This window comes from Micromonospora sp. NPDC047521 (genome assembly GCF_055587305.1).
The window spans coordinates 365,462-390,952 of record NZ_JBVJGN010000006.1 but is presented as its reverse complement, the minus strand read 5'-3'; the positions used below and the strand labels follow the sequence as shown (position 1 = coordinate 390,952).

27 protein-coding genes are annotated in these 25,491 nt (G+C 72.9%); 10 read left to right on the top strand and 17 right to left on the bottom strand.

The features are described 5' to 3' along the window. The first annotated feature begins 326 nt into the window (after positions 1-326). Complete coding sequence (locus tag ACZ6N8_RS16885; protein WP_466010843.1) at positions 327-1,628, top strand: sensor histidine kinase; 1,302 nt, start codon at positions 327-329, stop codon at positions 1,626-1,628. Between the two features lie 40 nt (positions 1,629-1,668). Then, a complete protein-coding gene (locus ACZ6N8_RS16880; protein WP_364373092.1) occupies positions 1,669-2,322 on the top strand; it encodes a response regulator transcription factor in 654 nt (217 codons plus the stop codon). Here ACZ6N8_RS16880 and ACZ6N8_RS16875 read toward each other — a convergent pair. From ACZ6N8_RS16875 to ACZ6N8_RS16865, 3 genes are read right to left on the bottom strand one after another with little or no spacing between them, the layout of a single operon-like run. Beyond that, complete coding sequence (locus tag ACZ6N8_RS16875) at positions 2,303-2,968, bottom strand: HAD family hydrolase (protein ID WP_466010840.1); 666 nt, start codon at positions 2,966-2,968, stop codon at positions 2,303-2,305. The two genes, ACZ6N8_RS16880 and ACZ6N8_RS16875, sit on opposite strands and share 20 nt — an antisense overlap. A 20-nt stretch (positions 2,969-2,988) precedes the next feature. Further along, positions 2,989-3,243, bottom strand: a complete 255-nt coding sequence (locus ACZ6N8_RS16870; RefSeq protein ID WP_364373086.1) for a glutaredoxin family protein — start codon at positions 3,241-3,243, stop codon at positions 2,989-2,991. After that, positions 3,233-4,861, bottom strand: a complete 1,629-nt coding sequence (locus ACZ6N8_RS16865) for an AMP-binding protein (protein ID WP_466010839.1) — start codon at positions 4,859-4,861, stop codon at positions 3,233-3,235. The genes ACZ6N8_RS16870 and ACZ6N8_RS16865 overlap by 11 nt, the downstream gene beginning before the upstream one ends. Positions 4,862-5,436: 575 nt before the next feature. Here ACZ6N8_RS16865 and ACZ6N8_RS16860 point away from each other — a divergent pair. The 3 genes from ACZ6N8_RS16860 to ACZ6N8_RS16850 all read left to right on the top strand — a co-directional run bounded on the left by ACZ6N8_RS16860 (position 5,437) and on the right by ACZ6N8_RS16850 (position 8,556). Beyond that, complete coding sequence (locus tag ACZ6N8_RS16860) at positions 5,437-6,393, top strand: ECF subfamily RNA polymerase sigma factor, BldN family (protein WP_466010837.1); 957 nt, start codon at positions 5,437-5,439, stop codon at positions 6,391-6,393. Positions 6,394-6,672: 279 nt separating this feature from the next. Beyond that, complete coding sequence (locus ACZ6N8_RS16855) at positions 6,673-7,560, top strand: DUF5667 domain-containing protein (protein WP_466010835.1); 888 nt, start codon at positions 6,673-6,675, stop codon at positions 7,558-7,560. A 120-nt stretch (positions 7,561-7,680) separates the two neighbouring features. Continuing rightward, positions 7,681-8,556 carry an HAD family hydrolase gene (locus tag ACZ6N8_RS16850; protein WP_466010833.1) on the top strand — a complete coding sequence of 292 codons (876 nt, stop codon included), beginning with the start codon at positions 7,681-7,683 and terminating at the stop codon, positions 8,554-8,556. Between the two features lie 9 nt (positions 8,557-8,565). On the opposite strand, the gene ACZ6N8_RS16845 is transcribed toward ACZ6N8_RS16850, so the two are convergent. The 10 genes from ACZ6N8_RS16845 to ACZ6N8_RS16800 form a co-directional block, all read right to left on the bottom strand. After that, positions 8,566-9,375, bottom strand: coding sequence for a lysophospholipid acyltransferase family protein (locus ACZ6N8_RS16845; RefSeq protein ID WP_244296021.1), 810 nt, complete (start codon positions 9,373-9,375; stop codon positions 8,566-8,568). Positions 9,376-9,701: 326 nt separating this feature from the next. Then, positions 9,702-10,778, bottom strand: a complete 1,077-nt coding sequence (locus tag ACZ6N8_RS16840) for an NAD-dependent epimerase/dehydratase family protein (protein ID WP_387115200.1) — start codon at positions 10,776-10,778, stop codon at positions 9,702-9,704. Positions 10,779-10,939: 161 nt separating this feature from the next. Continuing rightward, a complete protein-coding gene (locus tag ACZ6N8_RS16835; protein ID WP_007465623.1) occupies positions 10,940-11,041 on the bottom strand; it encodes a 30S ribosomal protein bS22 in 102 nt (33 codons plus the stop codon). A gap of 214 nt (positions 11,042-11,255) precedes the next feature. Then, positions 11,256-11,465 (bottom strand): helix-turn-helix domain-containing protein, encoded by a 210-nt coding sequence (locus ACZ6N8_RS16830; protein WP_007465625.1) that lies wholly within the window; start codon positions 11,463-11,465, stop codon positions 11,256-11,258. 201 nt (positions 11,466-11,666) lie between these two features. Further along, positions 11,667-12,851, bottom strand: coding sequence for an ABC transporter permease (locus ACZ6N8_RS16825; protein ID WP_357985371.1), 1,185 nt, complete (start codon positions 12,849-12,851; stop codon positions 11,667-11,669). Further along, positions 12,848-13,765 (bottom strand): ABC transporter ATP-binding protein, encoded by a 918-nt coding sequence (locus ACZ6N8_RS16820; protein ID WP_466010831.1) that lies wholly within the window; start codon positions 13,763-13,765, stop codon positions 12,848-12,850. The genes ACZ6N8_RS16825 and ACZ6N8_RS16820 overlap by 4 nt, the downstream gene beginning before the upstream one ends. Then, the gene (locus ACZ6N8_RS16815; protein WP_466010918.1) at positions 13,762-15,156 is read right to left on the bottom strand and encodes an efflux RND transporter periplasmic adaptor subunit; all 1,395 of its coding nucleotides are present in this window, start codon (positions 15,154-15,156) and stop codon (positions 13,762-13,764) included. Before ACZ6N8_RS16815 ends, ACZ6N8_RS16820 begins: the two co-directional genes overlap by 4 nt. Continuing rightward, complete coding sequence (locus ACZ6N8_RS16810) at positions 15,153-16,442, bottom strand: hypothetical protein (protein WP_466010829.1); 1,290 nt, start codon at positions 16,440-16,442, stop codon at positions 15,153-15,155. Before ACZ6N8_RS16810 ends, ACZ6N8_RS16815 begins: the two co-directional genes overlap by 4 nt. Positions 16,443-16,496: 54 nt before the next feature. Further along, positions 16,497-17,297, bottom strand: a complete 801-nt coding sequence (locus tag ACZ6N8_RS16805; RefSeq protein ID WP_466010827.1) for an alpha/beta fold hydrolase — start codon at positions 17,295-17,297, stop codon at positions 16,497-16,499. A 9-nt stretch (positions 17,298-17,306) separates the two neighbouring features. Further along, positions 17,307-18,227, bottom strand: a complete 921-nt coding sequence (locus ACZ6N8_RS16800) for a proline dehydrogenase family protein (protein ID WP_466010826.1) — start codon at positions 18,225-18,227, stop codon at positions 17,307-17,309. 105 nt (positions 18,228-18,332) lie between these two features. Between ACZ6N8_RS16800 and ACZ6N8_RS16795 the strand changes: the two genes are divergently transcribed. The 3 genes from ACZ6N8_RS16795 to ACZ6N8_RS16785 are packed head-to-tail and all read left to right on the top strand — an operon-like array spanning position 18,333 to position 20,380. Then, the gene (locus ACZ6N8_RS16795; RefSeq protein ID WP_466010824.1) at positions 18,333-18,605 is read left to right on the top strand and encodes a hypothetical protein; all 273 of its coding nucleotides are present in this window, start codon (positions 18,333-18,335) and stop codon (positions 18,603-18,605) included. A gap of 1 nt (position 18,606) precedes the next feature. Then, positions 18,607-19,773 carry a glutathionylspermidine synthase family protein gene (locus ACZ6N8_RS16790; protein ID WP_466010822.1) on the top strand — a complete coding sequence of 389 codons (1,167 nt, stop codon included), beginning with the start codon at positions 18,607-18,609 and terminating at the stop codon, positions 19,771-19,773. Between the two features lie 19 nt (positions 19,774-19,792). Then, entirely contained in the window at positions 19,793-20,380 is a 588-nt protein-coding gene (locus ACZ6N8_RS16785) for a CGNR zinc finger domain-containing protein (protein ID WP_364373046.1), read from the top strand. Between the two features lie 27 nt (positions 20,381-20,407). Here the strand turns inward: ACZ6N8_RS16785 and ACZ6N8_RS16780 are convergent, their stop codons facing one another. Together ACZ6N8_RS16780 and ACZ6N8_RS16775 are read right to left on the bottom strand one after the other, a co-directional pair. Further along, positions 20,408-21,214, bottom strand: a complete 807-nt coding sequence (locus tag ACZ6N8_RS16780; protein ID WP_387115179.1) for a sugar phosphate isomerase/epimerase family protein — start codon at positions 21,212-21,214, stop codon at positions 20,408-20,410. A gap of 27 nt (positions 21,215-21,241) precedes the next feature. Next, complete coding sequence (locus tag ACZ6N8_RS16775) at positions 21,242-22,186, bottom strand: Ppx/GppA phosphatase family protein (RefSeq protein ID WP_466010820.1); 945 nt, start codon at positions 22,184-22,186, stop codon at positions 21,242-21,244. Positions 22,187-22,266: 80 nt separating this feature from the next. Here ACZ6N8_RS16775 and ACZ6N8_RS16770 point away from each other — a divergent pair, with 80 nt between their 5' ends. Further along, positions 22,267-23,064 (top strand): DUF3109 family protein, encoded by a 798-nt coding sequence (locus ACZ6N8_RS16770; protein ID WP_466010916.1) that lies wholly within the window; start codon positions 22,267-22,269, stop codon positions 23,062-23,064. Here ACZ6N8_RS16770 and ACZ6N8_RS16765 read toward each other — a convergent pair. Further along, on the bottom strand, positions 23,061-23,690 hold the full coding sequence (locus ACZ6N8_RS16765; RefSeq protein WP_466010818.1) for a TetR/AcrR family transcriptional regulator: 630 nt from the start codon (positions 23,688-23,690) through the stop codon (positions 23,061-23,063). The two genes, ACZ6N8_RS16770 and ACZ6N8_RS16765, sit on opposite strands and share 4 nt — an antisense overlap. 402 nt (positions 23,691-24,092) lie before the next feature. On the opposite strand from ACZ6N8_RS16765, the gene ACZ6N8_RS16760 reads away from it, so the two are divergent. Continuing rightward, a complete protein-coding gene (locus tag ACZ6N8_RS16760) occupies positions 24,093-24,746 on the top strand; it encodes an NADPH-dependent F420 reductase (protein ID WP_466010817.1) in 654 nt (217 codons plus the stop codon). Positions 24,747-24,807: 61 nt separating this feature from the next. On the opposite strand, the gene ACZ6N8_RS16755 is transcribed toward ACZ6N8_RS16760, so the two are convergent. Further along, complete coding sequence (locus tag ACZ6N8_RS16755) at positions 24,808-25,491, bottom strand: response regulator transcription factor (RefSeq protein WP_139587906.1); 684 nt, start codon at positions 25,489-25,491, stop codon at positions 24,808-24,810.

Here is a 25,491-nt window from a genome sequence, read left to right as displayed (position 1 = left end):
GGCCGCCTATGGACTCCCGCTGGCGACCGAGATTGCCGGCTGTGCTAGCAGGGCGCGTCGGAATCACAGCGTAGGCGCTTGTGAAGACGTGCACAAATCGCGATCTTGCCGCTGCGCGCCGCGACTCCACCAGCACCTCCATTCCACAAGATCGATTCAGCGCTCCGCGACCCCGCGTCGCCCGGGCGATTATTGCTCAATCCCGACTTCTCTGACCAATCCCGCGTTGCGCCCGGCAGTGTCGCCCACGGGGTAGGGACAGCCCTACGGGAGAGAGGCGGGACTTCGGGATGGGGACAGGCAGCCCGGATGCCTAGCCTTTGGGCATGACCGCCGTTGCCGCCAGTGACCAACAGACACTGGCACCGAGCATCCCCCGCCAGCTCTTCGTCGACTCCGGGTACGTGCTGATCGGCCTGCCCCTGGCGGTGACCAGCTTCGTCGTCCTCGTCGTGGGGCTCGTGATAGGCGTGGGACTGGTGGTCACGGTGATCGGCCTGCCGATCCTCAGCGGCACCCTGTACGCCGCCCGTGGACTGGCCGACATCGAGCGTCTGCGGCTGCCCGCGGTGCTGCGGCAGCCGCGGATCCGACCGCACTACCGGCTGGCCGAGGCGGGGGCGAACGCCTGGCGGCGGATCTTCGTGCCGATGCGCGACGCCCAGTCCTGGCTCGACCTGGCACACGGCGTGCTGCGGCTGATCGTGGCGGCGATCACGTTCGTGGTGACCCTGTCCTGGTGGGCCGCGGCAGTCACCGGCTCGTTGTACTGGGCGTACGACTGGGCGCTGCCCCGGGCCGACGGTGAGGGCGACCAGGATCTGGCGCAACTGCTCGGCCTTGGTGACTCGACCACCGCCCGGATCGGGCTGAACACCGCTATCGGTGTGTTCTTCCTGATCACGCTGCCGATCGTGATCCGGGGCTGCGCGCTGCTCCAGGCCAGCTTCGCCAAGGCCATGCTGACCGGGGTGGCCGAGATGCGGGACCGGATCACCGTGCTGGAGGAGCAGAAGCGCGCCGCCGTCTCGGCCGAGGCGTCCGCGCTGCGCCGGCTGGAACGCGACATCCACGACGGCCCCCAGCAGCGTCTGGTCCGCCTGGCGATGGACCTGAGCCGGGCCCGGATGCAGCTCGCCACCGACCCGGAGGCGGCCGGCCGGACCATCGACGAGGCGGTCACCCAGACCAGGGACACGCTTGCCGAGCTGCGGGCCCTGTCCCGGGGGATCGCCCCGCCCATCCTGGTCGACAGGGGCCTGCCCAGCGCCCTGGCCGCCCTCGCCGGCCGAGGGCTGATCCCCATCGAACTCCAGGTGGATCCGCAGCTGGGCACGCCCGGCGGCCGGCTCGACCCGGCTGTGGAGAACACCGCGTACTTCGTGGTGGCCGAGGCGCTCACCAACATCGCCAAGCACAGCAGGGCCACCGAGGCCCTGGTCGCGGTGGCCCGGCAGGGCACCCACCTCCAGGTACGGGTGGGCGACGACGGGCAGGGCGGCGCGCACCTGGCCAAGGGGCACGGGCTGGCCGGCATCGCCGACCGGGTCCGGGCGGCCGGCGGCGAACTGGCAGTGGTCAGCCCCACCGGCGGCCCGACCGAGATCCGCACCGAACTGCCCCTGTGAACCGACGAGGACCGCACCCGACGTGGTAGACAACACAGCCATGCGCATCGTGATCGCCGACGACGCCGTCCTGCTCCGGGAGGGGCTGGTGCGGCTGCTGACCGAGAGTGGACACCAGGTGGTGGCCGCCGTCGGGGACGGCGAGGCCCTCGTCGAGGCGGTGGTGGAGCACCAGCCGGACGTGTCGATAGTCGACGTGCGGATGCCGCCGACACACACCGACGAGGGTCTGCGGGCCGCGGTCGAGGCGCGGCGGCTGGTGCCGCGTACGCCGATCCTGGTGCTCTCCCAGTACGTCGAGGTGTCGTACGCCGATGATCTGCTCGCCACCACCGGCGGCGCCGGTGGCGGCATCGGCTACCTGCTGAAGGACCGGGTGGCCGCGATCGACGAGTTCCTCGACGCGCTGCGGCGGGTGGCGGCGGGCGGCACCGTGCTCGACCCGGAGGTGGTCGGTCAGCTCTTCGCGCGACGCCGCCGCGACGAGCCGTTGCGCGAGTTGACCCCGCGCGAGCGGGAGGTGCTGGCCCTGATGGCCGAGGGGCGTTCGAACACGGCCATCGCCCGCGCCCTGGTGGTCAGCGACGGCGCGGTGGAGAAGCACGTCCGCAACATCTTCACCAAGCTCACGCTCCCACCGGACACCGAACAGCACCGCCGGGTGCTCGCCGTCCTCACCTACCTGCGGAGCTGATCTCCCGCCCGGCCAGGGCCACCGCGTCGGTGAGGGTGTCGGCCACCGGGTGGCCGGAGGCGCGCAGCCGGGCCGGATCGGTGAACCCGCCGGTGTAGAGCACCGCCCGACCGCCGACCGCGAGCGCCGCGTCGGCGTCGTCGACGGAGTCGCCGATCACCACCACGTCACCGCCGTCCACGCCCAGCTCGGCCAGGTGCGCCTGGAGCGACTCGGCCTTGCGGTCCCCGCCGACCGCGGCCCGCAGCCCGTCGACCCGGGTGAAGTGGCTGGTCAACCCGAAGGTGTGCACGGTTGGCACCAGCTCCTCGTGGAACCACATGGAGAGCAGGCTCTGGCTGCCGGGCCACGCCGCCATCGCGGTCCGCGCGTCGGCGGCCAGCTCGCAGGTGGTCAAACCGTTGCGGTACGCGTCGTGGAAGATCCGGTCCAGCCGGGCGAACGACTCGTCGTCCACGGCCTGGCCGAGCACCTCGGCGTAGTAGTCGGCGATCGGCCGACGGAACCGCACCCGGTGCTCGTCGAGGGTGACCGCCGGGCCACCGACACTGGCGAACGCGACGTTCGTGCAGGCGACCACCAGGCTGAGGTCGTTGAGCAGTGTGCCGTTCCAGTCCCACACCAGGTGGGGGCGCGCGGGGGTCATCAGAGCACCTTAGGCAGCGCTCAGAGTTGCGGCGTGGTCAGGTCCCGCAGCAACCGTTCCTCCTCGACCCGCCAGTAGCCGTGCTCCTTGCCGTCGAGCATCACCACGGGCAGCCGGTCGCCGTACTCGCGCTCCAGCTCCACGTCGTCGGACACGTCCCACTCGACCCACTTGTCGCCGGTCACCGCCACCACGCGGTCGAGGGCCGCCTTGGCGTCGTCGCACAGGTGGCAACCGGGCCGGGTGATCAGGGCGAGCCGGGCGTCAGTGGCCATCGGTTACCTCCGTGCGGGTGTCGGCGGATGCGGGCGGGCCGGCCGGCATCGCCGACCGGAGCTGGATCTTGCGTACCTTGCCGATCGCCGAGTGGGGCAGGGCGTCGACGAACTCGACGGCGGTCGGGCACTTGAACCGGGCCAGGTTGCGCGCGCAGTGGGCGAGCAGCTCCTCGCCTGTCACCGGCCGTCCCTGCGCCGGCACCACGTACGCCCGAACAGTCTCGCCGGTCCGTGGGTGCGGCACACCCAGTACCGCCGACTCGGCCACCCCGGGGTGCCCGGCGAGCACCAGCTCGACCTCGTGCGGATAGACGTTGAACCCGTTGACCAGGATCAGTTCGCCGAGCCGGTCGACGAGGAACAGGTCGCCGTCCTCGTCGGCGTACGCGACGTCGCCGGTGCCCCACCAGCCGTCGGCGTCCGGGCCGTCCCGTCCGTCCGGCCAGTAGCCGGTGAACAGGTTGGGGCCGGCCACCACGATCTGACCCGGGTCGGTGCCCGGCGTCACGTCGGAGATGTCCAGCTCGTCCGGGTCGTCGTCGGGGACGGCCACGCCGTCGCGCCACAGGTCGGCGCCGTCCGGGTCGACGAGGCGCAGCCGTACGCCGGGCAGCGGCCGGCCGATCGAGCCGGCCTTGGCGACCCCGCCGACCAGGGTGGAGGTGAGCACCGGCGCGGTCTCGGTGAGCCCGTACCCGATGTGCACGACATGGCCGGTGGTCTCGGTGAAGCGCGCCGCGACGGCGGGATCCAGGGGCGCCGCGCCGCAGACCGCGACCCGCACGGAGGCGGTGGCCGCGCGGGCGGTGGCGGTGTCGGCCCAGGTCAGGAACATCGACGGTACGCCGACCAGCACGCTGACCCGGTGCCGGGCGATCTCGTCGAGCCCGGCGGTCGGCCCCGGTTCGTCGAGCAGCACACCTGTCGCGCCATGGTGGACGACCGCGCCGAGCCCCGAGTTGAGTCCGTACGCGTGGAACAGCGGCAGCGCCAGCAGAACGGTGTCCGTCGGACCGACGACCGGCGGGTCGATCCGGTCGACCTGCTCGTGGTTGGCCAGTAGCGCCCGGTGCGGGAGCATCGCTCCCTTGGGGTGCCCCTCGGTGCCCGAGGTGTAGAGAAGGACGGCCAGGTCGTCGCCGCCCCGGCGCGGGTGCGGAGCGGGCCCGTCGGCGGCCGGTCGCGGCGGTGCGCCGTGCACGGCGGTGAGCGCGGGCAGTTCGGCGGACACCTCGGCGACCTGGGCCCGTACACGGTCGGTGCCGATCAGCACCGACGTGGCGGAGTCGGCAAGCACGTGCCGCAGTTCCGGGGCGGTGAGGCCGGGGTTGACCGGCACGGCGACCAGGCCGGCGCGCAGGGCGCCGAGCAGGCCGATCACGAAGTCGGGGGTGTTGGGCAGCGCGATCGCGACGCGGGGCGGCGTGTCGCCGGGGGCGGTGTGCGGCGCGACGGCGGTCAGGCCACGCGCGGCGGCGTCGACCGCGGCGTCCAGGTCGGACCAGGTGATGCTCTGCTCGCGCCAGTGCAGCGCGGGCCGGTCACCGTGGTCGACTGCCGCCCGGTGGACCCGGTCGGCGAGGTTCGGCGCAAGGTTCTCCGCTGCGTCCTGCACGGTGGTCGAGTCTGGCACAGCGGACGGCGACAGGCCACGCCCGACGGACGGGGCCGGCACGCCCCGCAAGTCCCGTCGGGGGGACTGGCCACTGTGCCACCGGCGGACCGGCCGGGTCCTGCCGATGGGACGGGTGACGCCGTCGTACGGCGGCTCGGCCGGCGTACGACGGCCATCGGACGCGGCGGGGCGACCGAACGGACAATGGACCCCCGACCAGGGGATCCATCCTGGATCACCGCGCCGGAGGAAAGTCAATCGCACACGACGGACAACCGGTCCGGCACCGGTGCGACGGAGCGGGAAATACTTCCGCCCTGTGTAACGGACTTGCCACGCGCGGGTGACGTTGGCCCTATCATCACTCGGGTCGGCTCACCCCATTTGCCGTGAGTCGACACCCCTCAGCCCGAGGAGGCCCCCGTGCCTGTGAGCGCATTGGACCAGCACCTCAAGGGGTACTGCCGCCCGTCGGCACACCCCGGAACCGTCCTGCCCGACCGCAAGCCCGGTCGGTCGACCCCGACGACCCGCAGACCGGCCCGTCCGGCGACCACCGGGACGGGGGCGACACGGTGACCACCTTCGGTTACGCGGAACGCCCGGTCGGCGTGACCGGTCAGCCGACCCGCTCCCCGGTCAACGAGCGGCCGGCGGCCCGCGCTCCCGTGGACGACTCGCACGGCAACGCCGCGCGCGGCGACGGCGCGGCGCAACGGACCCGCAGCCGGCCCCACCACAACGAGCCACCGCCTCGGCCGGCGGTGCCGGGCGGCAACACGAAGCCGGCCGGCGGGCGGGTCGTCGTACCCGCCCGGCCGACCATGCCGACGCAGGGTCGTCGGATGGGCGACACGCCGACGGCGACCACCGATCCGGCGGCCGGTGAGACGGCGGTGATTCCGGCGGTGCCGGCCAGCACCGCCACCACTCCGACCGGCTTCCCGAGCCGGCCGGACCCGTCCGACCCGGCCACCGAGGTCTGGACGCTCATCGAGCGGGCCCAGGCCGGCGAGTCCGAGGCATTCGGTCTGATCTACGACAGGTACGTGGACACCGTGTTCCGGTTCGTCTACTTCCGGGTCGGCAACCGGCAGCTCGCCGAGGACCTCACCTCGGACACGTTCCTGCGCGCGCTCAAGCGGATCGGCAGCTTCACCTGGCAGGGCCGCGACCTGGGCGCCTGGCTGGTGACCATCGCCCGCAACCTGGTGGCGGACCACTTCAAGTCCGGCAGGTACCGGCTGGAGGTCACCACAGGCGACGTTCTCGACGCCGACCGGGAGGACCGGGGCCCGGAGGGCAGCCCGGAGGCGGCGGTTGTCGAGCACATCACGAACGTCGCGTTGCTGACCGCCGTGAAGCAGTTGAATCCGGAGCAGCAGGAGTGCATCGTGCTCCGGTTCCTCCAGGGGTTCTCGGTGGCCGAGACGGCCCGTGCCATGGGCAAGAACGAGGGCGCCATCAAGGCTCTCCAGTACCGGGCCGTCCGGGCGCTCGCCCGACTTCTCCCCGACGGCTTCCAGCCGTAGTCCGCGTCGGCGGGACCGATGGATGTCGATCGACATCCGCGCAGCTGAGGGTCGGTCCCGCCGGGTGATGACAATCACTTTCTGTGATTTTCGCTCCGCCAGGCCCGTAACCCGTGCCCGGTCCGCCGCGTTTCTCCGGGTGCGACCGGTGGTTGCCCGGCAGGCCCGGGTCTCCGAGGTCCGACCGGCACGCCGGCGGCACCTCACCTCCGTGGTGTCACATTGCCGCCCGGTCGCTGGCAACGACGGCGGCCGACCGGCCGTGACCAGCGAGAGGAGGTGCCTGCGGTGGACAACACCCTCTTCTCCCGCCGGCGCGCCGAGCGCTTCGCGCAGCTTCTCGACGAGGCCAACGGCGCCCGGCGGCACCACGTCCGGTCCCGGGTGGACGGTCAGCTCGCGCCGCTCGTCGCGGTGGGCCAACGGCTCAGCGTCGACCCCCCGGCGGTCGAGGTGGACCCCGAGTTCCGCACCAGCCTGCGAGCGATGCTGCTCGCCACGGCCGAGCGGGACGGGCTGGGCAACGCCCCGACGGCCGGCGAGACAGCGACCGCGCGTCCTACCAGCACCGCCCGTGGGCCGCTGCTCCCGGCGGCCACCGCGCGACGGGCCCGGGCCCGCGCCGCGATCCTGGTCGGCGTCGCCGCCGGGGCCATCGCCGTCTCCGGCATCTCCGCCGCCAGCGAGGACGCGGTCCCCGGCGACGCCCTGTACGGGATGAAGCGCTCGACCGAACGGGCCCAGCTCGCCCTGGCCAGCTCGGACATCAGCCGCGGCCAGCTCTTCCTGGACTTCGCCCGCACCCGGCTCGGTGAGGCCGCCAAGCTCCGCGGCGACCGGATCGGCTACAGCACCGTCCTCGACGACATGGACGCCGACACCCGGCAGGGTGTCCGTCTGCTGACCTCGGCGGCCGTGCAACGAGCCGAGTCCGGCAGCCTGGACACCGTCAACACCTTCGTCACCGGTCAGCGCCGGGCGGTGTCGAACCTCCTCGACGGGGCCAACCGAGCCGACCGGGAGCGGACCCGCCAGTCGCTGGCGCTGCTGGACAGCATCCGGGAGCGCTCGGACGCCCTGCGCGCCTCGATCGCCTGCGGGCTGCCGGCCCCGGCGGGCAGCGACGCCCTCGGCCCCGCCCCCACCGCCTGCCCCGGCACCCGCTGACCCCTATACCGCAGGTCAGACCGGCTCCGCCGCAGTTCGTCGCGTGCCCAGCCGGTCAACCAGGTGGGCCGGCTACCCTCGCTGGAGGCATCTGCCGTACCGGGTGAGGAAGGGAGTCGCGTGGCGCGCAGCCGCAAGGTGACGGTCAGTACCGACGCCCAGGGTCACACCGCCGGCTGGGCGGAGACCGACCTGGCGCCGGTGACGCCACCCGTACCGGACCCGAGCGCCGCGGCCTTCTTCGACGTGGACAACACGATGATGCAGGGCGCCTCGATCTACTGGTTCGCCCGGGGGCTGGCCGCCCGCAACTACTTCACGACCGCCGACCTGGCCCGGTTCGCCTGGCAGCAGCTCCGGTTCCGGGTGCTGGCCCGGGAGCACGCAGGCGACATGTCGCTGGCCAAGGAGGCCGCGTTGGCCTTCGTGCAGGGCTGGCGGGTGGACGACGTGGAACGCCTGTCGGAGGAGATCTTCGACGAGCTGATGGCTCCCCGGATCTGGGCCGGCACCCGGCGACTAGCCCAGGGCCACCTGGACGCCGGCCAGCGGGTCTGGCTGGTGAGCGCGGCTCCGGTGGAGATCGGCCGGGTCATCGCCACCCGGCTCGGCCTCACCGGTGCGATCGGCACGGTGGCCGAGGTGGTCGACGGGGCGTACACCGGACGGTTGGTGGGTGACCTGATGCACGGGCCGGCGAAGGCCGAGGCGGTCACCCAGCTCGCCGCCGTGGAGGGGCTGGACCTGACCCGCTGCGCGGCCTACAGCGACTCGGCGAACGACCTGCCGCTGCTGTCGGCCGTGGGCCGGGCGGTGGCCGTGAACCCGGACGGCACGCTGCTGCGGCAGGCCCGGAAGCACGGCTGGGAGGTACGGGACTTCCGCACCGGCCGCCGAGCGGTCAAGATCGCCGTACCGTCGACGGCGGCGGCCGGGCTGGTGGCGGGCGCGGTCACGGCCGGGCTGGCGATGCAGCGCCGTCGCCGCGCCGACTGACGGCCGCGCTCAGGGGCCGAACGGGTCGGGGCGTCGCTCCAGCAGCGTGTGCAGGGTCTGCTGGATCGTCTCGCGGACCTGGTCGGCGAGGTTGAACACCACAAGCGGGTCGTCCGCCGAGTCGGTCAGGTGGGCGGTGGGGATCGGCGGACAGAACTCGATGAGCCACTTGCTGGGCAGCGGCACCATGCCCAGCGGCCCGAGCCACGGGAAGGTGGGCGTGACCGGGAAGTACGGGAGCTTGAGCAGCCGCGCGAGGGGCTTGAGGTCGGCGAGCATGGGATAGATCTCCTCGCCGCCGACGATGGCGACCGGCACGATCGGGGTGCCGGTGCGCAGCGCCGCCGAGACGAAACCGCCACGGCCGAACCGTTGCAGCTTGTACCGGTCGGCGTAGAGCTTCCCGATGCCCTTGAAGCCCTCGGGGAACACGCCTACCAGCTCACCGCCGCCGAGCAGCCGTTCCGCGTCCGGGTTGCACGCCACAGTGCCGCCGGTCTTGCGGGCGATCTCCGACACCACGGGCATCCGGAACACCAGGTCGGCACCGAGCAGCCGCAGGTAGCGGTGCGCGGGGTGCTTGTCGTGCAGCGCCGCCGAGAGGATCAACGCGTCCAACGCCACAGTGCCCGAGTGGTTGCCGACCACCAGGGCGGGCCCGTCGACGGGCACATGCTCCACGCCTGTGACCTCGGTGCGGAACCAGTCCCGGTAGAGCAGGCGCAGCAACGGGTGGAAGACCGCGTCGGTCAGATCGGGGTCGAAGCCGAATTCGTCCACCTCGTAGTCGCCGGAGAGTCGCCGACGCAGGAACGCCAGGCCGTTGGCGACCCGACGGTCCCACTGGTCAGCCGGCCGGTCCGGGACGGCCGGCCGGGTGCCGCCGGGCCTCCCGCCGGTGGCCGGCTCGCCACCCGTGGCCGCCGGCTCGTCGGTGGCCGGGTCACCACCCGCCGGCTCGTCGGTGGCCGCGGTGTCGACCTCGTCGGCCGGCTTCGGGATCGCGGTCGGGGCGACCTCGGCCGCCGGTCGGTGTCCATTGCGCCGCGCCGGTTCCGCGTCCAGCGCGGGCACCCCCTGCGGTACGTCGAACCGGCCGATCCCCTGCGGCTCCTGCCCCGGCCCGGTCACGCTGCCACCCTCGCTCACGACGACCGCTCCCGCACCGCGTCACGGACCTGACGGATGCCGTCCAGGACGAGCTGCTCGGCGGTGGCCAACTGTCCCCGGGTGACCACCACCCCGCCGTGGTGGGCGCGGATGAAGTCGTCGAACGCGGCGGCGGTGGAGCGGGGCGTGAAGCCGTACTCCTGCTCCAACCGGGTCGTGTCGACGACGCGGCCGTGCACGAAGAGGTCGACCTGGTCCAGGCCGTACCTGCCGAAGCCCATGTTGCGGGCCAGCGCGGCGGCGCCCGAGAGCCCCGGCTCCAGCACCGGTACGGCCACCCGACCGGCCCGCCGGATCGCCTGGGACAGCGACAACACGCCCGGACCCGCCACGTTGTACGTGCCGGGGTGGTCCTCCACGATCGACCGGTGCAGCACCTCCAACGCGTCGTCGAAGTGCAGGAACTGCAGGCGCGGGTCGCGGCCGAAGACGGTGGGCACGAACGGCTGCGAGAAGTAGCGGGTCAACGTGGTGTCGGCGGTCGAGCCGATGAACGGGGCGAACCGCAGCACCGTCGCCGTGACGTCGGGCCGGCGGCGGCGGAAGCCGCGAACGTACCCCTCGACGTCCAGGATGTCGCGGCCGAAGCCGCCGCGCGGCACCTCACGCGGCTCGGTCTCCTCGGTGAACACGGCCGGGTCCCGGAACGACACCCCGTACGCGGCGGTGGAGGAGCGGACCACGAGCTTGCGCAGCCGGGGCGCCCGTTGACAGGCGGCGAGCAGCTGCATCGTGCCGATGACGTTCTGGTCCTTCATGCCCGACCGGCCGCCGAGCTGCGGGTCGGGGGCGCTGACCAGCGCGAGGTGCACCACCGCGTCGACGTCCAGGTCGGCGAGGATTCCGCCGAGCGAGCCGGCGTCGACGCGGATCCGTTCGACCCGGTCCAGCAGGTCGGTGAACTCGGCGCCGGCCTCCGGGGCGTCCACCCCGATGACCCGCTCGATCCGTGGGTCGGCTGCCAGGCGGGCCGCCACGTGGGCACCCAGGTAGCGGCTCACCCCGGTGACGACGACGACCCCCGGCGCACCTGAGGTGCTACCGGGGGTCATCTGACGCACCTACGCCGGCAGGAGAGATCGAGCCGGGACGACCACGGCCTGATCACCTGAGCCTCCGGAGGTCGACAGTTTGGCAAGTGACGCCGGACGCCGGGCCGCCGGAACTCCGGCGCAGCATGTGCCGCCGGCCTGTCCGCCCAGCCCGGCGGCGATCACTTGCCGAGACGGCGACGCTGGACGCGGGTCTTGCGCAGCAGCTTGCGGTGCTTCTTCTTAGCCATGCGCTTACGGCGCTTCTTGACCACCGAGCCCATACGACAGCCTTTCGATACAACGTGCGGGGCGGACCGGATGACACCACGCAGGTGGCGACGGCGACCGCTTGCGGACAACGGACCGGACCAGTCTGGGCGGCAGGGAGCACCGGTGGGGTCTCGGTCGGGCTCCAGGGTAGCTGGAGAGCGTCAGCAGGACCAACGCGCCCCCGTCGATGCCGCTCACGTCGCACTCGATCGGCGCGCCGGTGGCTCAGGCGGTCTCCTGAAAGGCGCCCCGAAGATATTCGTGGACCGCGTGCTCGGGCACCCGGAAGGACCGGCCGACCCGGACGGCGGTGAGCTCACCGCTGTGCACGAGGCGATAGACGGTCATCTTCGACACCCGCATGACCGTTGCCACCTCGGCGACGGTCAGGAACTTGACCTCCGACAGCCGTCCGTCGGACTGTGACCCGGCCATGGCTCACCGACCCATCCCATGCCCGGCGCGTGCCAACCCGACGGATGCTCCGGGCCGGGCGGCGACGCGCGTGTTACCAGTACGGTAGCGGGGCCGCTGTGACCGGCGCGATCCCTTCGTACAACTGATCATGTTTTGGTCGCCGGTTCACCCGATCCGGCCTGCCGTTACCTCCCCCACCGCGCCCGTCGTCCGGTTGGGTCACTCGGCGCGCAGCGCGACCACCGGGTCGAGCCGGCCGGCGCGCTGCGCGGGGACCACCCCGAACACGATGCCCACGGCCGCCGACACGCCGAAGGCGAGCGCCAGCGACCACCAGGTGATCGCCGCCGGGATCGGCGACAGAGCGTCCACCAGCAGCGCGGTGCCGACTCCCAACGCCATCCCGGTCAGCCCGCCGATCGTGGTGAGCAGCACGGCCTCCAGCAGGAACTGCACGCCGATGTCCCTCGGGCGGGCGCCGACGGCCTTGCGCAGCCCGATCTCCCGGGTGCGTTCCCGGACGCTCACCAGCATGATGTTCGAGACGCCGACCCCACCGACGAGCAGTGAGATGCCGGCGATGGCCGCGAGCACCCCGGTGAGGACACCGAGGATGTCGCCGAGCACCCCGAGGATCTGCTGCTGGGTGACCGCGCTGAACTCGGTGTCCGGGTGCCGCCGGTTCAGTTCGGCGACGATCCGCTCGCCCAGCTCGTCGATCCGCTCCCGGTCCGGTGCCTTCACGGCGATGCCGTCGACCCGTTGGGTGCCCCAGAGCCGCTGCGCGGCGGTCACCGGGACGTGCACCTCGTCGTCGCGGTCGACGCCGAGGCTCTGCCCCAGCGGCGCGAAGACGCCGATGACGCGGAACCGCACCCCGGCCAGCGTCACCTGCTGGCCCAGCGGATCCCGGTCGGGGAACAGGGCGCGGGCCACCGAGTCGCCGAGCACCGCCACCCGCCGGCTGGTGTCCACGTCCGTGCCGGTGAGGTAGCGCCCCCGGGCCAGCGAGCGGGTGAACACCGCGGGGGTGGTCTCCAGGACGCCCTGCACGGTGGTGAAGTCGGAACGGGCGCCGGCGCGGGCGGTAGCCCCCGAGGCGACGGTGACCGCCACCCGCTCGGGATCGCCGACCACGCGGGTCACCGCGTCCACGTCCTTGAGGGTCAACGGTGAGACGACAGGCGCGGTGCCCACCTCGATCTTGCCGGGGACGACGAGCAGCAGGTTGGAGCCGAGCCCCTCGACCTGCTGCTCCACCTTCTGTTTGGTGCCGGTGCCGATGGCCACCAGCAGCACCACCGAAGCCACCCCGATGATCACGCCGAGCATGGTGAGGGCGCTACGGAGGCGATTGGCCCGCAGCGCGTCCAGGGCCACCCGCCACGCCTCGGCGACCCTCACGCCGCACCGCCCTCGGGCTCGCCCCGACCGGCCTCACGCGTGTCGGCTCCGGCGTGACTCGGGCCCGGCTCGCGCGGAAGGCGCCCGGTGGCTCCGGCGGCGCCACCGGAGCCACCGGACGGGTGCCCCGGGCCGCTTCCGGAAACGGACCGGGGCTCCGCGCTGGGAGCGGGCACCAGTGTCTCAGGTCGACCGTGATCGACGGGCAGCGGCCGATCATGAGCGGCGCTGTCCGCCACGACCACGCCGTCGCGCATCGTGATCCGCCGCTGAGCGCGGGCCGCCACCTCCTGGTCGTGGGTGACCATCACCAACGCGACCCCGGACTCGGCGTTCAGGCGTTCCAACAGTTCCAGCACGGCGGCCCCGGTGACGCTGTCCAGGTTGCCGGTGGGCTCGTCGGCCAGCAGCACCGTCGGCTCGGTGACGAGCGCGCGGGCGATGGCCACCCGCTGCTGCTCGCCGCCGGACATCTGGTTGGGCCGGTGGTCGAGGCGGTGGCCGAGACCGACGCGGCCCAGCATCGCCGCCGCCCGCTCCCGACGCTGCCGGGCCGACACACCCCGGTAGACAAGCGGCAACGCCACGTTCTCCACAGCCGAGGTACGCGGCAGCAGGTGGAACGCCTGGAAGACGAACCCGATGGTCTCGTTGCGCAGGGTGGCCATCTCGGGCGGGGACAGGGCGTTGACGTCCCGCCCACCGATCACGAGCCGACCGCCGGTGGGCCGGTCCAGCCCACCCAGCAGGTGCATGAGTGTGGACTTGCCCGAGCCGGACGGCCCGACCAGCGCCACGTAGTCACCCGGCCGCACTGTCAACGACACCCCGCGCAGCGCCTCCACCGACACACCGTCGAGCTGGTACGTCCGGGACACGTCCACCGCCTCGATGGCCGGTGGGGATCCGGTCACCGGACCTCCTGGCCGTCACGGACCTGGTCGGTGCCGCGCACCACGATCCGGTCGCCGGGCTGCACGCCGTTGAGGATCTGCACCAGATCGGACCCCTGGACGCCGACGGTCACCGGTGCCCGGCCCGCCCTGCCGTCGCGGACCACCCAGACCGCGTCGCGACCGTCGGCGGAGAACACCGCCGAGGCGGGGACGGTCACCGCGTCGGCGGCCTCGCGTACCCGCAGGTGCACGATCGCGTTCATGCCGGGGCGGGGCGCCGGGGCGGGCTCGTCCTCGGCCAGCTTCCCCGCGCCAAGCGTGAGGCGTACCCGGTAGGTGACCCCGCCCTGCGCGGAGCTTGTCGGAAGCACGTCGACCGACCGGACGGTGGCGTCGTAACTGGCACCCGTGACGGCGTCCAACTCGACGGTGGCCGGTACGCCGGTGCGGACCAGCAGCACGTCCGTCTCGTCCACCTCGGCGAGCAGCCCCAACTGCCCGGTGTCCACCACGGTCAGCACCGGCGTGCCGGCGGTGACCCGACCGCCGACGGTTACCGCGTCGTCCACCCCGGCCGGCGGCCCACCCTGGCTGGGGGCCAGCACGGACGGGTCGATGCCCGCCCCACCGGCCCGCTCCAACAGCCCGGCCAGGCCTGCGTCCGCGGCACCGCCGGCACGGGTGCCGCCCGGCTGCACCACCCCGGCGATCGGGGCGCGCAGCGTCAACGCGTCGACCGTCGCCTTCGCCAGGTCGTACGCCTGCTGGGCCTGGAGCCGCTGGGCCGCGGAGAGCGCGCCGACCGCGGAACTCAGCCCGTTGATCCCCCGCTGCACCGCGCGGACCGCCTGGTCGGCGCTGCGCGCGGCGGCCGCGTACTGCCGCTGCGCCGACGTCACCTGGGTCAGCAGCGCGTCGCGCAACTGCGGGTCGGCGATCTTCTCGGCGGCCTTGCGGGCGGCGTCGAACGCCTCGTCGGCGGCCTTGTCGGTGCTGCGTCGGCTGCCGGTCAGGTCGCCGGTGGAGGCACCCCGACCGGCGCGCTTCGCGGCGGTCAGCGCCTCCTTCGCCTGGCGCAGGCGCTGCTGAGCGGACGGCGAGTCGACCACCGCGAGGACCTGGCCGCGCTTCACCTGCTGTCCAGGCTGGACGCGCAGGCTGGACAGGGTGCCGTCCGCGGGAGCCGTCAGGGTGGCGGCGGCCCGGGCCGTCACCGTCGCCGGGGCGTCGATCACCTCGGTGACCGGGTTGCGGGCGGCGGACGCCAGCGCGAGGTCGGGATCGTCGTCGCCGCAGGACGCGGCGGTGGTGGCGGTGAGGACGACGACGGCGGTCAGGGCGACGAGCAGGCGGGAGCTGCGCACCAATCGATCGTACGGCTCGCCGTCACGGCGACCGGGAGCCGTCAGGCGGCGGTGGCGCGGATGGACGCCACGCACTCGTCGTGCAGCGTCGACCACTGCTCCCCGAACGCCTCCTCGGCTGCGGCGTCGAGGGTCCTGCGGTCGTGCACCACGGCCTTGAAGAAGGCGAGCAGCCGCTGCGGCCCGTACCTGTCGAGAAGGTGCCGCACGGCGAGGTAGCCGACCCCGTAGCTGCCGCCGACCCGCTCGGCGGACGCGTCGTCGGCCGGGGTGACGCCGTCCAACTTGCCGTCCCAGCCGCCCTTGACCAGTTTGCGCACCTCGGCGAGACCCTCGTACCTGTCGACGGGCTGACCGCCGGCGCCCGCGTACTCGGCAAGCCCCTCGACCAGCCACCAGGTCAACTTGCCCGGGTAGCCGCGCGCCGGCAGGGACGCCGCGTGGGTCAGCTCGTGCCGGAGCAGGTCGTCGGTGCCGCTGCTGCTCAACCCGTCCGCGTTGAGGACCACCTCGTGGTGGCCACCGCCCACGGTGACCGCGTACCCGCCGGTCCACTGTGGGCGCCCGCCGCCGTACCAGCGCTGCCACTCGGCGCGGCCGGCGTAGAAGATCCGGTAGCGGTCCGGCCTTGTGCCGGTGACCACGTACCCGTCGGCGACCGTGGCCGCCGCCTCGGCCTGGGCGAGCAGGCCTGGCAGTTTGCCGCGCAGCGCCGGCGTGGTGGCGACGATGGTCCGCGCGCCTACCGCCACGGCCAGATCGCTGATCTCCCACGGCCGGGTGCCGGTCTCCGCCGACTTGGATTCCTCCATGGCGACAAGCAGCGGCCGGTCGCCGTTCTCGCGCCAGCGGGTGCCGATCAGCACCGGGCTGGGCTGGCAGCCCGGTGCCACGAAGCAGTACTGGAAGCGCACCAACTGCCGCCACTCGCCGGGCTTGCCGACGACAGGCGCGGGAAGGCCGCTCGGTTCGGCACGCCAGACGGTCACCTGGAGCGCGCGCAGCGCGGCGAAGCGGCGGCGCAGGTCGGCGTGCGCGGCCGGGTCGGCGATGGAGAGGTAACCGGCGCGGTCCCCGCCGAGCAGGGCCGTGGACTGCCGCTGAAGCTGGGCCGTCATCCGGTCGGACAGCCCACGGGCGACGGCTGTCGCCGGGTCGTCCGTCGCCGAGGCGCCGATCCGGCTGATCGTCGGTCGGCCCGCGGATTCGCGGATCACCCCGACGATCAGCAGTGCCGGCAGACCGCAGCCCAGGACCAGGACGATCACCAGAAACGCCGTCCACAGCGGCCAGAGCCGCTGCGGTGCCGGGCGCTGCTCCCCGTCAATCACCCGCCGAAGGGTACGACCATCGCGCCGCTCGGGCGAGGGCGGCCCCGGCGGGCCCTAGCCACCGGGACACACCGCAAGGAAGGCGATCAGCTCCTCGGCTGTCCGCTGTGGCCGGTCGGCGTGCGGATAGTGCCCGGCCTCCGCGATCATCCGGGCCTCGGCGACGCGGTAGAGCCGGCGGGCCGCCCGCGCCTCGGCGCCCGGGTCCGGGAAGTCGGGGTCCCGGGAGCCCATCAGCACCAGCACCGGTTGCCGCACCCGTGCGGCGCGGCTGGTCCAGTGCGGCTCGACAGGTGCGATCACCCCGCGCGTCGCAGCCATCCGGCCGGGCTCGCGCAGGGTGGCCACCATCGCCCGCCGGTACGCCGCGTCGTCGGCGGGCCGGTGCACCGGGAACAGCGTCCTGTGGAACATCCCGAACAGTCGCGGGCTGCGCAGCACGGCCCGCTGCGTCAGGCGCAGCAGCGGGTTCACCGCCGGCTGACCGACGAACGCGCCGATCTGCACGAGGCCGGAGACCAGTTCGGGCGCCTCGGTGGCGGCGAAGACCACCGCCGCGGCGCTGGACGAGCTGCCGACCAGCACGGCCGGGCCGCCGTCGAGGTCGCGGACCACGGCCAGCAGGTCGCCGCCGACCTCGGCCGGCGCGTACGAAGGCCAGCCGACGCTGGACTCCCCGTGCCCCCGCACGTCCACCGAGGCGACCCGGTGACCGGCGGCCACCAGCAGTGGCACGAGGTGCCGGAAACTCGCCCTGGTCTCCCCCATGCCGTGCGCGAGGACGACAAGCGGCCCGTCGCCGTGCACCTCGTACGCGATGTGCCCGCCGTCGCGCCGCACCCGGCCGGTCGTCACAGCCCCGGGCTACTTCTTGGAGACCAGGGCGCGGCCGAAGAACACCAGGTTGGCGGGGCGCTCGGCGAGGCGGCGCATCAGGTAGCCGTACCACTGGTCGCCGTACGGGACGTAGGTGCGCACGGTGTAGCCCTCGCCAGCCAGCCGGGCCTGCTCCTCCGGGCGGATGCCGTAGAGCATCTGGAACTCGAAGCGCTCCGGCCCCCTGTCGAACCAGCGCGCCCGGTCCTCACCGATGGCGATCATCCGCGGGTCGTGGGTCGCCAGCATCGGGTAGCCGTCGCCCGACATCAGGATGTTCATGCAGCGCACGTACGACCTGTCCACCTCGCGGGTCGACTGGTACGCCACCGACTCGGGCTCCTTGTAGGCGCCCTTGCACAGCCGGACCCGCGACCCGGCGTACGCCAGCTCCCGGCAGTCCGACTCGGTCCGCCGCAGGTACGCCTGGAGCACCGCGCCCGTCGACGGGAAGTCCTTGCGAAGCCGGCCCAGCACCTCAAGGGTCGAGTCGGTGGTGGTGTGGTCCTCCATGTCCAGGGTGACTGTGGTGCCCGCCGCGTCGGCGGCCGCGCAGATCGCCCGCGCGTTGTCGTACGCCAACTGCTCGTCGAACATCTGGCCGAGGGCGGAGAGCTTCACGCTCACCTCGGCCGCCGGGGTGAGCCCCGCGCCGGCGAGCATCTTGAGCAACCTCAGGTACTCGTCCCGGGTGGCGATGGCCTGCTCGGGGGTGACGGTGTCCTCGCCGAGGTGGTCGAGGGTGACCGCGAGGCCGTCGTCGACGAGCACGCGGGTCGCGCGCAACGCGTCGTCGGTGGCGGCGCCGGCGACGAACCGGCGGACGACGTCCCGGGTGTACGGGGCGGTCGCGACGAGCCGCTCGACCTGGGATGACCGGGACGCGGCGAGGATGACGGAACGGAGCATGAGCCGAGCGTATCGCCCCTGCCAGGGGCTCCGCCGAGGGGCGGCCGGGCCGCTCGACGCGGGGGCGGGGCGGCGGTGGTGGCGCGGATCGGCTACAACGATGCCGTGGACCAACGCCCCCGCCGCCGGCTCCGGTCGGCCTCCGTGCAGCTCGGCGCGCTCACCGCTCTCGCGCTCGCCCTCTCCGGCTGCAACATGACCTCGGACGACGACGATGACGACGACTGCGCTCTCGGGCCGGTAGGGGGCGGCGAAACCGTCGCGCTGGCGATGCGGGTGCCCGCCCCGGCCGCCGGTCGCGCCGCCCCGGAGCCGACCACCGCGGCCCTGCCCGATCGCGGCGGGTTCGGCACCCACCTCGCCTCCTGCGGGGGTTGAGGTGCGCCGCGAGACGGTCACGCCGCGCGAGGACTGGGACGCCACCATCAGGTCCCAGGGGCTCGTCTACGTCGACACCGAGCTGCCCGACGGCGGCATCATGTCGTACTGGGACGAGACCGCCGCGTACGCCTTCGACCTGGACGAGGTGCTGCGGCTGGAGGAGGCCACCGAGGAGCTGCACCGGATGTCGGTGGCGGCCGCCGAGCACGTGGTGGCGCAGCGCCGGTACGCCGAGTTCGGCATCCCCGAGTGGGCGGCCGAGGCGGTGGCCCGGTCGCTGCGTGAGACGCCACCCACCCTCTACGGGCGCTTCGACCTGGCGTACGACGGCACCTGGCCGCCAAAGATGCTGGAGTACAACGCGGACACCCCCACCGCGCTGGTCGAGGCGAGCATCATCCAGTGGTACTGGCTGGAGCAGGCCCGACCCGAGCTGGACCAGTGGAACAGCCTGCACGAGCGGCTGGTCGGCGCCTGGGCCAAGATCGGGGCCGGGTTGCACGACCCGCTGGTGCACGTGCTCTGGTCGAACGAGGAGGAGTCCGGCGAGGACCACATGACCGCCGGCTACCTCGCCGAGACCGCCCGGCAGGCCGGCCTGAGCGCCGAGCTGCAACCCATCCAGGACATCGGCTGGGACGGCCGCCGCTTCGTCGACGCCGACGACCGCCCGGTGACCACCTGTTTCAAGCTCTACCCGTGGGAGTGGATGCTTGCCGAGCCGTACGGGCCGGCCGCGCTGGCCCCGGGCACCCCCACCACCTGGATCGAGCCGGCCTGGAAGCTGCTGCTGTCCAACAAGGCGCTGCTCGCGGTCCTCTGGGAGCTGTACCCCGGTCACGAGTACCTGCTCCCGGCGTACCTCGACTCGCCGCGCGGCATGACGGAGTACGTGGCCAAGCCGCTCCTGGGCCGGGAGGGCGGTTCGGTGCGCATCGTCACCGCCGATGAGGAGATCACCAACCCGGGCATCTACGGCGACGAGGGCTGGTGCTACCAGGAGTTCCGGGCGTTGCCGCAGTTCGAGGGCAATCGGGTGGTGCTGGGCAGCTGGATCGTCGACGGCGAGTCGGCAGGGGTGGGGGTGCGCGAGAGCGCCAGCCTGATCACCGACGGCTACGCGCGGTTCCTGCCGCACTACATCGACGCGCCACGCACCCCGTGAGTCGTCTACCGTTGGGGGCGTGAACTTCGACGCGTACGCCCGGACCGGCGTTGACCTGGTCAACGCCCGCCTGGACGACCTCGACGACCTGCGGGCTCTCTTCCCAGACGAGAACGCCTGGATGCGCGACGAGGTCGCGGAACGGGACGTCACGATCTTCCGACGGGCCCAGAAGCGACTGCGTGACGTCTTCGAGTACGGCACCTCGGGGCGTGACGCGCAGGCGGTGACCGAGCTGAACGCGCTGCTCGAGGCGTTCCCGGTCCAGCCGCGCATCTCCGGGCACGACTCCAGCGACTGGCACATGCACGTGACCAGCCGGGGTGCCTCGGTCAGCGCCGAGTACCTGGCGGGCGCGGTCTGGGGGCTGTCGGTCTGGCTCTGCGAGTACGGCAGTGCCCGGTTCGGGGTCTGCGCCGACGAGCGGTGCGGCAACGTCTACCTGGACACGTCGTCGAACTGCTGCCGGCGGTTCTGCTCCGAACGCTGCGCGACCCGGTCGCACGTGGCGGCGCACCGGGCCCGCAAGCGGGCGGCCGTGGGCGAGCAGGTGACTGTCGCCGCCCAGCCCACAAGCGGCGCCGACTCCCTCACTCCGGTCAGCTGACCCACCGCCCGGTGGGTGACGGGCGGGTCAGGCGTCGACCGGGGACGGCGCCGTCAGGTGCTGGCGGGCGAACTCCAGCGCGGCGCGCAGGTCCGCTTCGCGCACCGCGCGGCTCTTCGCGCCCCGCGTCGCTACCTCCACCGCCACCGACCCGGTGAAACCCCGCCCGGCCAGCGAGGAGAGCAGCTCGCCGCAGGGCTGGGTGCCGCGCCCGGGCACCAGGTGCTCGTCGCGGCCCTCGCCGGTGCCGTCGCCGAGGTGCACGTGCGCCAACCCGGCGCCCATCCGGTCGGCCATGTCGAGGGGGTCGCTGTGCGACGCCGCGCAGTGCGACAGGTCAAGGGTGTACGACGGGTAGCCGGTGTCGGTCGGGTCCCAGCCGGGGACGTACGGGACGAACTGCCTGCCCGCCATCCGCACCGGGTACATGTTCTCCACGGCGAAGCGCAGCCCGGTGAACCGTTCCGCGACAGTGGCCAGACCCTCGGTGAAGTGCCGCGCGTAGTCGCGCTGCCAGGTGAACGGCGGATGCACCACAACCGTGGGCGCCCCCAGCGATTCGGCCAGCTCGGCGGCCCTGCGCAGCCGCTCCCACGGGTCCGGGCTCCACACCCGCTGGGTGACCAGCAGGCAGGGCGCGTGCACGGACAGCACAGGCACGCCGTAGTGCGCCGACAGCCCGCGTAGGGCGCCCGCGTCCTGGCTGACGACGTCCGTCCAGACCATCACCTCGACGCCGTCGTAGCCGAGCGCCGCGGCCAGTTGGAACGCCGCCGCGGTCGGCTCGGGGAAGACCGACGAGCTGGACAGGAGCACCGGAACGCGGGAAGTCACATCAGCCAGCGTAGCCCGGTGCCGCGATCAGATCGGTTCGAGTTGATCCAATCGGCGGAGGATGACGCCCTCGCGCAGCGCCCACGGGCAGATGTCGAGCGAGTCCAGATCCAGGCGGCGCATCACCGCCTCGGCTACCACGGCGCCGGCCAGCAACTGGTGTGCGCGGCCCGCGCTGACCCCCTCCAACTCCATCAACTGGGCTGGCGGGATGTGCCTGATGAACCCGATGACCTGCCGCAACCCGGCCCGGGTCAGGCTGCGCCGCACCCAGAGCCCGGCCCCGGACGGCGCCGCCCCGGCCAGTCGGGCCAGGGTGCGGAACGTCTTCGAGGTGGCCACCGCCCGGTCCCAACCCACCTCGGTCATCTGGTCGACGACCTTTTCCAGCCGGCCGTCCACGTACTCCCGCAGCTTGTCGACGGCCTCGGCGGACGGCGGCGTCGCGCTGTCCGGTGCGACCCGCAGCCGCTCCCGGGTCAGTCGCCCGGCGCCCAGCGGCAGCGAGACCGCGACGTCCGGGTCCTCGTCGATGCCGGCGGCGATCTCCAGCGAACCGCCGCCGATGTCCAGCACCAGCAGCCGACCAGCCGACCAGCCGAACCAGCGCCGCACGGCAAGGAAGGTCATCCGCGCCTCGTCCGCGCCGGAAAGCACCGCGAGACGTACGCCTGTCTCCTCCCGGACCCGGGCGAGCACGTCGGCGGCGTTTGTGGCGTCGCGCACCGCGGAGGTGGCGAACGCGATGAGGTCGTCGGCGTCCAGCCCGGTGGACGCCGTCCTGGCCATGCCCACGGCCTTGACCAGGCCGTCCGCGCCCGCCTCGGTCAACGCGCCGTCGGGGCCGATCTGCTCGGCCAGCCGGAGCACCACCTTCTCGGAGTGCGCGGGCCACGGGTGCGCGCCGTGGTGCGCGTCCACCACCAGCAGGTGCACCGTGTTGGATCCGACGTCGAGGACACCCAGTCGCATGGTGAAGACCCTAGGTGCAACTCGTTTGCGCGGCTCGGCGGCCCGCGGACGGCACCGCGCGTACGCTGGTCCGGGTGACGATGGAGCTCCGCGTGCTGGTGGACGATCCGGGCGACCCGCGCAGCCGAGAGGTGCCACTGGACTTTCCCCGGGAGTGGATCGAGTTCGCCGACCCGGCGGACGAGAGCCACCTGATCCGGGCCGACCTGACCTGGCTGCTGTCCCGCTGGACCTGCATCTTCGGTAGGGGCTGCCACGGCATCATCGCCGGCCGGTCCGCCGACGGCTGCTGTTCGCACGGGGCGTTCTTCACCGACTCGGACGACGAGAAGCGGGTCCGCGGCGCCGTCCGGCGGCTCACCCCCGCGACCTGGCAACACTTCCGGCGCGGGTTCAAGAACTGGACCGACGAGGACACCATCGACGGCAAGACGCCGGCCCGCCGCACCGCCACCCAGGGCGCCGAGGGGCCGTGCGTGTTCCTCAACGACGCCGACTTCCCCGGCGGGGGCGGCTGCGCGCTGCACGCCCAGGCGCTCCGCGACGGGGTGCACCCGCTGGAGTACAAGCCGGACGTCTGCTGGCAGCTCCCGATCCGGCGGGACCAGGACTGGGTCAAGCGTCCGGACAACTCCAAGGTGCTGGTCTCCACCCTGTCGGAGTTCGACAGGCGCGGCTGGGGTGCCGGCGGGCACGACCTCGACTGGTGGTGCACCTCCTCGACAGACGCGCACGTCGGCGCCGAGCCGATGTACCTGTCGTACGGGCCGGAGTTGACCGCGTTGATCGGCGCGGCGGCGTACGAGCGGCTGGCCGAGCTGTGCGCGGCCCGGGTGAGGCAGGGCATGGTGGCCCCGCACCCCGCCGACGGGCTCTAGCCGACCCCCGGCGCACCGAGGGCGGCGTCGACGAGCGTGCGGGCGCTCTGCCGGGCGGCCTCGGCGATCGCCGGGTCGCCGTCCAGCACCCCGCTGGCGAGCCCGCCGTCGAGCAGCAGGGTGAGCTGCCGGGCGAGCAGTTCCGGATTGGCCGCGGCGGCCCTGCGTGCCAGCTCGGTCACCCAGGCCCGGACGACTGTCTTGTGCTCGACCGTCCGGGCGTGCACCGGGCCGCCGGCGGGTGACTCGGCGGCCGTGTTGATGAACGCACAGCCGTGGTACCCGTCCCGGCGGCAGGCCCCGGTCAGGGCGTCGAACATCCCGACCAACTGGTCACGCGGGTTGTCGCCGGCCTCCCTGGCCGCCGCCCGTAGCGCGCCGAACCACGCCTGGTCGACCCGGTCGAGGTACGCCAGCACGAGGTCGTCCTTACGGGGAAAGTGCTTGTAGAGCGTCGCCTTTGCCACGCCCGACTCGGCGATGACCGTGTCCACGCCCACGCCGCGTGGCCCGTGCGCGTAGAACAGCCGGAACGCGGTGTCCAGGATCCGGTCCCGGGCCGAGCCTGCCGGCGTACGGCGCTCGGGCATCGGCACCTCCCCCTCGCTGTGGCTGGTGGCAGGCATGATCTTACAGACAGCTCGGTCTACAGACAGCTCGTCGGGCCCGCCGCGGGGGCCCGGGGCTCGGGATGCCCGCGGCTCCTGTCGAGCTGCCCCAGATATGGGGCTGAGGCATGGCGGGCTGAGGCCACCGGCACCGCACCGCACCATGCCACCGCCACCGCCACCGCATGCCACCCGCACCACATCGCAGCAGCACCGGCATCGGCGCGGCGGGGCGGGGCGGGGCGCGGCGGGGCGCGGGGCGGGGCGCCGATCTGGGCGCCCCATTCGTGGGGCAGCTCGACAGGCGATGAAAGGTAGGCGCCCAGCCGCCTCCCGACGGGGCAGTAGCAGACAGACCTGTCTGTTAGTTTGCGCGCAATTGACGCGGGGCCACCGCGCCCGAGTGGAGGATCGATCGACATGCGTATCGCAGTTCTCGGCACCGGCTCGGTGGGGCAGGCCATCGCGGCCCGCACGGCGGAGCTGGGCCACCAGGTCACCATCGGCACCCGGGACGTTGCGGCCACCCGCGCCGGCGCGTACGCCGCCTGGGCCGCCGAGCATCCCGAGGTCGGCCTGGCGACGATGGCCGTGGCGGCGGCCGACGCCGAGCTGGTCGTCAACGCCACAAGCGGCACCGGCTCCCTGCCGGCGCTCACCGCGGCCGGGGCAGCGAACCTGTCCGGCAAGGTCCTGCTCGACATCGCCAACCCGCTCGACTTCGGCGCGGGCTTCCCACCCAGTCTGACGGTGGACGACACCGAATCCCTGGCCGAGCGGATCCAGCGGGAGTTCCCGCGGGCCAAGGTCGTCAAGTCACTCAACACACTGACCGCGGAGCTGATGGTGCGCCCGCGCCAGCTCGCCGACGGCGACCACAGCGTCTTCGTCTCCGGCGACGACGCGGACGCGAAGCGGATCGTCACCGACCTGCTCGTCAGCTTCGGGCACACCGACGTGATCGACCTCGGTGACCTCTCCACCGCCCGTGGCACCGAGATGCTGATGCCCCTCTGGCTGCGGCTCTACGGCCGGCTCGACACCGCCATCTTCAACCTCAAGGTCGTCCGCTGAGCGGACGCCGACAGCCCGAAGGGGGTCCACGCCGGGCGTGGACCCCCTTCGAGTCCGCCGATCACGGCTCGAACTTGTAGCCCAGCCCCCGGACGGTGACGATGAAGCGCGGCGCGGACGGCTCCGGTTCGATCTTCGAGCGGAGGCGCTTGACGTGCACGTCAAGCGTCTTGGTGTCACCGACGTAGTCGGCGCCCCAGACCCGGTCGATGAGCTGCCCACGGGTCAACACCCGGCCGGCGTTGCGCAGCAGCAGCTCCAGCAGCTCGAACTCCTTAAGCGGCAACTGCACCGCGCCGCCCTCGACGGTCACCACGTGCCGTTCGATGTCCATCCGCACCGGGCCGGCGGCAAGCGTCGGAGCGCCGGCGTCAGCGACCTCCGGGCTCTGCCGGCGCAGCACCGCGCGGATCCGGGCGACCAGTTCCCGGGGCGAGTACGGCTTGGTGACGTAGTCGTCGGCGCCGATCTCCAGCCCGACCACCTTGTCGATCTCGCTGTCCCGGGCGGTCACCATGATGATCGGCACGGCCGACCGCTGCCGGAGCTGCCGGCAGACCTCGGTCCCCGACATCTCGGGCAACATCAGGTCGAGCAACACGATGTCGGCGCCGGTCCGGTCGAACTCGGTGAGGGCATCGGTGCCGGTCGCAGCGACCGACACCTCGAAGCCCTCCTTACGGAGCATGTACGACAAGGCGTCGGAGAACGACTCCTCGTCCTCGACCACGAGAACGCGGCTCAA

Bases quoted from the DNA above. Each gene is read 5' to 3' on its own strand.
- ACZ6N8_RS16885 (WP_466010843.1), top strand. From the start codon at position 327: ATGACCGCCGTTGCCGCCAGTGACCAACAGACACTGGCACCGAGCATC.
- ACZ6N8_RS16880 (WP_364373092.1), top strand. From the start codon at position 1,669: ATGCGCATCGTGATCGCCGACGACGCCGTCCTGCTCCGGGAGGGGCTG.
- ACZ6N8_RS16875 (WP_466010840.1), bottom strand. From the start codon at position 2,968: ATGACCCCCGCGCGCCCCCACCTGGTGTGGGACTGGAACGGCACACTG.
- ACZ6N8_RS16870 (WP_364373086.1), bottom strand. From the start codon at position 3,243: ATGGCCACTGACGCCCGGCTCGCCCTGATCACCCGGCCCGGTTGCCAC.
- ACZ6N8_RS16840 (WP_387115200.1), bottom strand. From the start codon at position 10,778: ATGACCCCCGGTAGCACCTCAGGTGCGCCGGGGGTCGTCGTCGTCACC.
- ACZ6N8_RS16835 (WP_007465623.1), bottom strand. From the start codon at position 11,041: ATGGGCTCGGTGGTCAAGAAGCGCCGTAAGCGCATGGCTAAGAAGAAG.
- ACZ6N8_RS16830 (WP_007465625.1), bottom strand. From the start codon at position 11,465: ATGGCCGGGTCACAGTCCGACGGACGGCTGTCGGAGGTCAAGTTCCTG.
- ACZ6N8_RS16800 (WP_466010826.1), bottom strand. From the start codon at position 18,227: ATGCTCCGTTCCGTCATCCTCGCCGCGTCCCGGTCATCCCAGGTCGAG.
- ACZ6N8_RS16775 (WP_466010820.1), bottom strand. From the start codon at position 22,186: ATGCGACTGGGTGTCCTCGACGTCGGATCCAACACGGTGCACCTGCTG.
- ACZ6N8_RS16770 (WP_466010916.1), top strand. From the start codon at position 22,267: ATGGAGCTCCGCGTGCTGGTGGACGATCCGGGCGACCCGCGCAGCCGA.
- ACZ6N8_RS16765 (WP_466010818.1), bottom strand. From the start codon at position 23,690: ATGCCTGCCACCAGCCACAGCGAGGGGGAGGTGCCGATGCCCGAGCGC.
- ACZ6N8_RS16760 (WP_466010817.1), top strand. From the start codon at position 24,093: ATGCGTATCGCAGTTCTCGGCACCGGCTCGGTGGGGCAGGCCATCGCG.